Source organism: Spirochaetota bacterium (assembly GCA_026414805.1).
In the GTDB taxonomy this organism is placed as follows: Bacteria; Spirochaetota; UBA4802; order UBA4802; family UB4802; genus UBA4802.
The window spans coordinates 1-8,315 of sequence record JAOAIH010000099.1 but is presented as its reverse complement, the minus strand read 5'-3'; the positions used below and the strand labels follow the sequence as shown (position 1 = coordinate 8,315).

Below are 8,315 nucleotides of genomic sequence, written 5' to 3'. Positions count from 1 at the left end.
CATATAATTAAAGTGTATAATTGGTGTAAAATAGAGTAAATGTCAAGTAAGAGATTTTTAATTCAAAGTGTTATTTGGTATCTAATTACTTAAAATTATTACTTAGTACAAGCTAAGCGTTTAATTCTATCGTTAATAGTTTAATTGAACATTTCCAAGGTTTAAAATTCAATAATAATTATATCTAAATGAAGAATAAATTCCTTGTTTTCATTTTAGGATATGCCATTCTGAAATAAATATTCTTATTATAAAATCCATCATATATACCAATGTCGTTATTTTCTATAATTAATATATGTGTTATTCCCAACTGTTTTTTTTACTAATTTTATAATATTATTGTAAAATAGTATTTTATAAATTTATAATGATTAGTCAGATGTTGTAATAGTTTTTTGGTTTATTAAAATGTAATTGTTAAGTAGATTAACTTGGAAGTATACTAACTAGTTAATTTACCGGCATAGGCTACTCCATTGAGCTTTACTAAAAAAATGGATCTAGGGGTTAATCAGAATAAAAATATCTGCCCAGATATGGTCACTGGGTTTTAGTAGTTAATCCCATTTTTTTGTGTAGAAATTTTTTATTATATTAAATGATATTATCTTGATAGGTTTTTAGGTTTATATAAAATTCTTAGTATACTGTGTAATCTCAGAATGAAATTGTGCGGGTCATTATTATTGCATGAACCAAGTACAACAATATAATAAATAAAGTTGACAGCTATATGCCTGCCATCATAAGAATATCTATAATCCATAAAAAACGGAGAAGACAATGAAAATACGATGCGGGCTTATTGGTTTTGGTACAGTGGGCAGTGGTGTGTATACACTGTTACAAAAACATAAAGACGATATTTACAAAAAAACAGGGATAACCATTGAGCTTGTAAAAATCTGTGATGTGCGCGATATCGCATCACGCGTGACTGTGCCTGTGACCAATCGTTGGGAAGATATTACCACAGATCCTGACATTGATACTGTCATTGAACTTATTGGTGGTATAGAACCAGCGAAAAGTATTATTCTATCGGCACTTAAGGCTGGTAAAAATGTGGTGACAGCAAATAAAAAGCTTTTAGCCGAAAGTGGTGATGACATATTTACAGTGGCACAAACGGCAAAGGGTGCACTTGCGTTTGAAGCAGCAATAGGCGGAGGCATACCGTGTGTTGCTGCACTGCGCAATGGGCTTGTGGGCAATACAATACAGTCAGTTGTGGGAATTTTAAATGGCACTACCAACTATATTTTAACGCGTATGGCAGAAGATGGCATGTCATTTAGCCAGGCACTAAAACTTGCACAGGAAAAAGGCTATGCTGAGGCTGATCCTACTTTTGATATCGAAGGCTTTGATGCTGCGCATAAGATTGCACTGTTATCGATGTTAGCATATAATGTCCGAGTTGCAATGCAGCATATCTATATAGAAGGCATCACAAAAATTACTGAGCTTGATATAAAATATGCCCACGAAATGGGCTATACCATTAAACTGTTAGGCGTAAGCCATATGGTTGACAGTAAGCTTGATATACGACTACAGCCGGTTATGATCCCATTCACACATCCACTGGCATCCGTGCGCAATGAGTTCAATGCTATCATGTACTACGGCGATATGACCGGTGCAGTGACGCTCTATGGCAAAGGAGCTGGCAGCCACCCCACTGCATCGGCAGTGGTGAGTGATATTGTGTCAATAGCACAAAAGCAAAACGGCATCAAGGACACCGTATACATTGCTGGTGATGCCATCTACCTAACGCCTGATGAGCGCATGCTTAAGTTTTATGTGCGCCTTCATACGGAAGACCGCGCAGGGATTCTTTCAAAAATTTCAGGTGTTTTTGGTTCACATGATATCTCCATTGCTTCGGTGATCCAAAAAGAAGTGAATGCACCTTACGTGCCACTTGTCATCACCACGCACAAAGCTAAAGAAGCAAGTATGCGCAAGGCAAAGCAGGAGATTGAACAATTTCCATTTGTCAACGGGCAGGTTATGATACTGCCAATTGAAGATTTTGAAAATAAGGACGAATAACTATGAAGGGCGATAGTAACTATAAAGCAGTCTTTCGTTGCATCGCTGGGTGCAATGAAGAGTATCCGCTTGATGAGATTGTATACAGGTGTAAAAAGTGTGGCGAACTTTTAGAAGTGCACCATGACATGGACCGATTAAAGGAGCTATCGCCTAAAAAATGGCGAGAGCTTTTTGACAGCCGCACTGGAACCACCAAGTGGCCATACGGAAGTGGGGTGTGGAGCAAAAAGGAATGGGTGTGTCCTGAGGTAGATAACGAAAATATTGTGTCAATGTTTGAAGGCAACACCAATCTGTTTTGGGCAAAACGATTTGGGGCAATGATTGGTATGAATGATCTGTGGGTAAAGATGTGTGGTAACAGCCATACCGGTTCGTTCAAGGACTTAGGAATGACAGTGCTTGTGTCAATGGTTAATGAGATGATACAGCGTGGCAAGCCCATCAAGGCGGTTGCATGTGCATCAACGGGCGATACTTCAGCAGCGTTGGCTGCATACTGTGCGTATGCAGGTATTCCTTCAATTGTGTTTTTGCCGCGCAATAAGATTTCCACTGCGCAGTTAGTGCAGCCAATGAGCAATGGGTCTATTGTGATGTCGCTTGATACTAATTTTGATGGTTGCATGAAGATTGTGCAGGAGATAACAAAGGACAACAGCATTTATTTAGCAAATTCAATGAATTCGCTACGCATTGAAGGGCAGAAGTCAATCTCAATTGAGATTGTGCAGCAGTTTGACTGGGAGGTGCCCGATGTCATCATCATCCCTGGTGGCAATTTAGGCAATGTTTCGGCACTGGGGAATGGATTTGCAATGATGCTTGAATTGGGATTGATCTCAAAGAAGCCGCGTATTGTGCTGGCTCAGGCGCAAAATGCCAATCCACTGTATCTATCGTACCTGAATGGCTTTAAGGAATTTAAACCGGTCACACCGCAAAAGACGTTAGCCTCAGCCATACAGATTGGCGATCCTGTTTCGGTTAAAAAAGCAATTCGTGCGTTGCAAAAGTTTGATGGCGTTGTGGAGCAGGCATCCGAAGAAGAGCTTGCAAATGCAGCAGCGCTGGCAGATAGAACAGGAATGTACAGCTGTCCGCATACGGGTGTTGCGCTTGCAGTTTTGCTGAAGCTTGTTGAAAAGCAGGTAATTTCCAAAAAGGACCGCACTGTAGTGATTTCAACAGCGCATGGGTTAAAATTCAGTGAGTTTAAAGTTGGCTATCATGAAGGCACGCTGGAGGGTGTTAATTGTAAGTATGCAAATAAACCAATTGAACTTGAAGCAAATGCGGATAAAGTGCGAGAGGTGTTGTTTAAAGAGCTTGAAAGAAGAAGCAAATTGGAATATTAATTTATAAAAGGAAAGTAGTATGAAGATAACACAGCATGTGTATCAGGTTGGAGGTTCTAATCTTACGCATCCGTCAGATGCAGCTATTTATTGCATCACTGATGGCACCGCCAGCGCGCTGGTTGATGCGGGTACTGGCGATGGGCATGACAGGCTTGTAAAGAATCTTTCACGGGAAAATATACAGGCTTCATCACTTAAATATCTTTTTTTAACGCATTGCCATTTTGATCACGTTGGTGGTGCGCATAAGGTTCGCGGTACATTTGGATGTAAGGTGATAGCTCATGATCTTGATGCACAGTATATAGAATCTGGAGATCAATATGTAACAGCAGCAAGCTGGTATGGAAGTTTTTTAACACCTTGCACAGTTGATATTAAAGTGAGTGAAAAGGAGAGAATATTTGAAATAGGAAACCTTAAAGTTACCATGTATCACATTCCAGGACATTCACCAGGGTCAGCTGCATTGACAGTAGAATCGGAGGGAAAGCTTGTACTTTTTGGACAGGATGTCCACGGGCCATTAAATGATGTGTTGAAGTCAAACAGGGATGACTATATACAATCACTTGAGTTTCTGTTGTCGCTTAACGCTGATATATTATGCGAAGGCCATTTTGGTGTGTACTACGGCAAAGAAGAGGTGAGGGACTTTATTGAGTCATTTATGTAAATTCAATTATAATTATAAAATGCAGGCGCACCATTGTTTGTGCGCCTGCACAGTTATATCATTTTACTTTATTCAAGCAACGCACCAGTAAAGACATCTTTACTTGCCTTGATGACCGCAGTTTCATTAAACAATAGCGCATCAATGCGCCCAAAGAATTTTGGAAATTCGGCTCCTAAATAGAACTGCGAGGATAATACGCGGCCCGAATAGTAAGCTGCTTCTTCATTGTCAGCTAAGAATTTATCGCGGTCTTCACCTTTTCTGTCGCCAACAAGCTCTTTCATCTTTGGTATGGTGAGTGTCAAAGACCATAAGTGCAGCCATGCTAACGTGAGCATAAACATAGCCTGCTGCAGTGGCGTACATGCTGCAAATATATGCAAAAACCTTCCTGCTGCCATGTGGTCTTTAAGCATGGTAATTACTTCATCAAGTTTCTGTACTCCTTTTTCCACAAGCTCAATGTATTTGTCTTCCACTATACCTTTTGCTTTAGCAATAGTTTCAGCCATGCGTTTTTTCATTACGTTATAGTTGTACTGTTCAGGGTTCATTAAGATTTTGCGCATGGTTAAGTCCATTGACTGAATACCGTTAGTACCTTCATAAATCTGGGTAATCTTGGCATCACGCATGTACTGTTCAACGGGGTAATCGGAGGTATAGCCGTAGCCGCCGTAGACCTGAATAGCCTCAGAGGTAACTAGCACTGCGGTGTCGGTACAGCCTGCTTTAGCTATAGGGATAAGTATTTCCACCATGCCCTGGGCTTCTTTTTTGGCATCGCCATCAAGCACCTCTATAAGTGTAGCATTATGGGCAAGGTAGTAGTTTAGCATGCGCATGCCTTCCACATAACCTTTCATCCACAGCAGCATGCGTTTGACATCGGGATGCTCAATAATGGCTACCTTTGGTGCTTCAGGATTGAGCATCTGTGTAACGTGGACGCCCTGTATACGGTTGCGAGCATACGTCACTGCGTGCATGTATGCAGCCGATGATAATGAAAGACCCTGCAAAGCTACATCAAGGCGCGCTTCATTCATCATGTGGAACATGATTTTCATACCCTGCCGTGGTTGCCCTAACAGCCAACCAACACATTTGCCATTGTCGCCAAAATTAAGAGTACATGTGGCTGAACCATGAATTCCCATTTTATGTTCAATACCGGAACAAATTACGTCATTAAATTCACCCAAACTACCATCAGGATTTACTCTGTATTTAGGTACGATAAATAATGAAATTCCTTTAGTTCCTGGGGGATCTCCTTCAATACGTGCAAGAACAGGATGAATAATATTTTCATAAAAATCATTGTCGCCAGCAGTGATAAAAATCTTTTGCCCCTGAATTAGATATGTGCCATCAGGCTGAGATATTGCTTTTGTTTTCAAATTTCCTACATCTGAACCTGCTTCCGGTTCGGTTAGACACATAGTGCCACCCCATTTGCCAGTGAGCATTTTTTCAAGATACATTTTTTTCTGTTCTTCGGTGCCAAAGTTCTTGATTAGTGCTGCAGCACCGTGTGATAATCCAGGATAGGTTGTAAACGATAAACTTGCAGCAGTAAAAATTTCACTGCATGCTATTGCCACTGCTCCTGGCATACCCATACCGCCAATTTCAGGATCCTCAATCATGCCAACAAAACCGGCTTCATTATATTTGGTTAATGCTTTTTTATATCCTTCAGGAATTATTACTTTTTTTGTTTCCGGGTCATATTTAACACCGATTTTATCGGCTTCCTTGTTAACCGGATATACCTCTTCAACCGCCATCTTTAATGCTAGGTCAATGGTAGCTTGGTACATGTCTTTGTCTTGGTCAGCAAACTTGGGAAACTTTTTTAAATCATCAACATTCAATAGCTCAAATAAAACAAACTGGACGTCTCGCCCGTCTACTAGTGGATTTCGCATCATATCAAACCTCCGATTAATATTATGTAATATTTCATTGATAATAATGTCTTAATGACATACATAAAAAATATACTCCAATTGTCAACAGTTATATAAGTAAGATTATAATTTTTAGTTAAAGAATGTAAATTTGAATTGGTGAGATAGATAATTAATTACGTCATACTTTTTTTATTGAGGAATAAATTTTTTCATTTGATTAAAAATAGCATGTCGTATTGCAGCTGGTATACTTGCATACCCAACCTGTAATACTTCATCCCCATTTTTGAAATCCATAAGATTTTTATAATAATTATTATAAGTACTGTTTCGATGGTAATATGAAGTATCATTTGCATCTTTTTGAAAAACAGTACCCTTTATACTGCCTTTGAAAATATGATTTTTTTCATCAAAAATACTATCATGCCGAATGTAAAGCTTATTCCTGTACAATACGTTAATGGTTTCAGCAATGATCTTGTGCTGTGCAGTATATGTAACATTCTTTGGTGATGGATAAACCTGTTCAAAATGTAATGCAACGTTAACAAGACTTGAGAGTACTGCAGCGCAATTTGTAATCCACAATTTATCAAAATAAATGGCGTGTTTCAATATATATGAAGTTATAGCTTTTTGCATCAAAAGATGTGTTAACCCGTTACTTCTATGTTCAGGTCTTACTACTGTGAGACCAAGATGCAAAATGTTTCCAATGCCAGGTATATATAATTCCACCGTTGATGCAAATCCAGCTAAGGTATTTTTATCCCATGCTAATGCTATTACCTTATCACTCAGCTCTTCACGGGTTCCACACATAGCTTGATATTCAGGTATTGGATTAAATGCTGTTGCGGCAACTTCACGTATTTCGTGCACAAGTTTCTTGATTTCAGGGTCAGACATATATGTGCCTGGTTTATGGAGAATTTGGTATTTGTATAGTACATTTTTTCTTATTTTAGTATCTTTATCTGTAATAGTTTTTCTTCTTTTGGATATGGTACCATTATTTTCATTTTGAAATTTAAATAATTTTGGTATTTGTAATGGAATATGCTGGTTCATAGCGTACCTCCAATTGCTTCTTGTATTAAGATTTTATTTCTATGATGTAATAATGTGTTTTCTATCCATTCACGTGAAGAATACATTATAGATTGTGGAGTGTGGTTTTTAAGTATAGGTCCAAATGAGATAGTAACTCTAACTATTGGCTTTTTAAATGTCTGTATGAAGTGTTCAATAAATGTGTCGTTTCCAACCCATGCATCAAGCATATCATCATATTCAATTGCCACAGGAACCACAGCGATATTATTATCTGCTGCTAGTTCAAATGTCCCAGGTTTAAATGTAAGTATCCCAGGCCCTGCATACGAGGTGCCTTCAGGAAATACAACAACTGATATCCCCTGCTTCAGTGTTTGAGAAATCTTTACACGAGATATTTTTCTACTTTCAGTATTATTGCGGTCTACAAAAATTACTTTGGCTAATCTTGCGGCATGACCCAATATAGGCCAGTTTGCCAACTCCCTTTTTGCAAGGAATGTACAGGGGAAGAACTGTCCAATAACTGCTATATCAATATATGAACGATGATTACTGACAACAAGTACACCCTCAGATGGAAGTGTTCCATTCATTTCAACAGCAATATTGAGATTTTTAACTAATGCCCTGCACCATGCCATGGTGCTTTTTGCTGCATGGTGAATGCTAAAACCATGTATTATTCCCACAATAATAAATTGTATTATGTGAACGATAGTAATTACAAATAATAGAAGTAGCTTTCTTATGCCTGTTAACATATTTACATCTTTCAAGTCGTTACATGCTAATAGTTTAATCTCATTATTGCCAGTATCTTTACTGTCTTTAGACTATTGCATAATTGTTTATTCATGATGAACGTAAAGATACCAACTATGTTGCTAAATTTGATTACACATCATGAAGAATTGATAAAGGTATCATGAGTAATATATAAAAAAAGCGATAGTTATCGGGAGATATTCAAATGAAAATGGTTGGTTAATTAAATTGTGCAGGCGCACAATTCCCTGTGTGCCTGTAGTTATAATTATATTACTCTAACAGCGCACCGGTAAAGACATCTTTACTTGCCTTGATGACCGCAGTTTCATTAAACAATAGCGCATCAATACGCCCAAAGAATTTGGGGAATTCGGCTCCTAAGTAGAACTGCGAGGATAATACACGGCCCGAATAGTAAGCTGCTTCTTCATTGTCAGCTAAGAATTTATCGCGGTCTTC

The 8,315-nt window shown here is 38.4% G+C and carries 7 protein-coding genes; 3 read left to right on the top strand and 4 right to left on the bottom strand.

Translation table 11 applies throughout. From position 1 onward, the window contains the following. Positions 1-786: 786 nt before the first annotated feature. Genes N3F66_14010 through N3F66_14000 form a run of 3 tightly spaced genes read left to right on the top strand, consistent with a single transcriptional unit; the run spans position 787 to position 4,104 of the window. Positions 787-2,064: a homoserine dehydrogenase gene (locus N3F66_14010; GenBank protein MCX8125259.1), complete on the top strand. Its 1,278-nt coding sequence runs from the start codon at positions 787-789 to the stop codon at positions 2,062-2,064. Positions 2,065-2,066: 2 nt separating this feature from the next. After that, positions 2,067-3,425 carry a threonine synthase gene (gene thrC / locus N3F66_14005; protein MCX8125258.1) on the top strand — a complete coding sequence of 453 codons (1,359 nt, stop codon included), beginning with the start codon at positions 2,067-2,069 and terminating at the stop codon, positions 3,423-3,425. A gap of 19 nt (positions 3,426-3,444) precedes the next feature. Then, positions 3,445-4,104: an MBL fold metallo-hydrolase gene (locus N3F66_14000; GenBank protein MCX8125257.1), complete on the top strand. Its 660-nt coding sequence runs from the start codon at positions 3,445-3,447 to the stop codon at positions 4,102-4,104. A gap of 68 nt (positions 4,105-4,172) precedes the next feature. On the opposite strand, the gene N3F66_13995 is transcribed toward N3F66_14000, so the two are convergent. The 4 genes from N3F66_13995 to N3F66_13980 all read right to left on the bottom strand — a co-directional run. Further along, on the bottom strand, positions 4,173-6,044 hold the full coding sequence (locus N3F66_13995; protein ID MCX8125256.1) for an acyl-CoA dehydrogenase: 1,872 nt from the start codon (positions 6,042-6,044) through the stop codon (positions 4,173-4,175). Between the two features lie 171 nt (positions 6,045-6,215). Further along, complete coding sequence (locus N3F66_13990) at positions 6,216-7,100, bottom strand: GNAT family N-acetyltransferase (GenBank protein ID MCX8125255.1); 885 nt, start codon at positions 7,098-7,100, stop codon at positions 6,216-6,218. Next, entirely contained in the window at positions 7,097-7,849 is a 753-nt protein-coding gene (locus tag N3F66_13985; GenBank protein ID MCX8125254.1) for a 1-acyl-sn-glycerol-3-phosphate acyltransferase, read from the bottom strand. The genes N3F66_13990 and N3F66_13985 overlap by 4 nt, the downstream gene beginning before the upstream one ends. A 277-nt stretch (positions 7,850-8,126) precedes the next feature. After that, on the bottom strand, positions 8,127-8,315 hold a 189-nt coding region (locus N3F66_13980), incomplete at its 5' end, for a hypothetical protein (protein ID MCX8125253.1).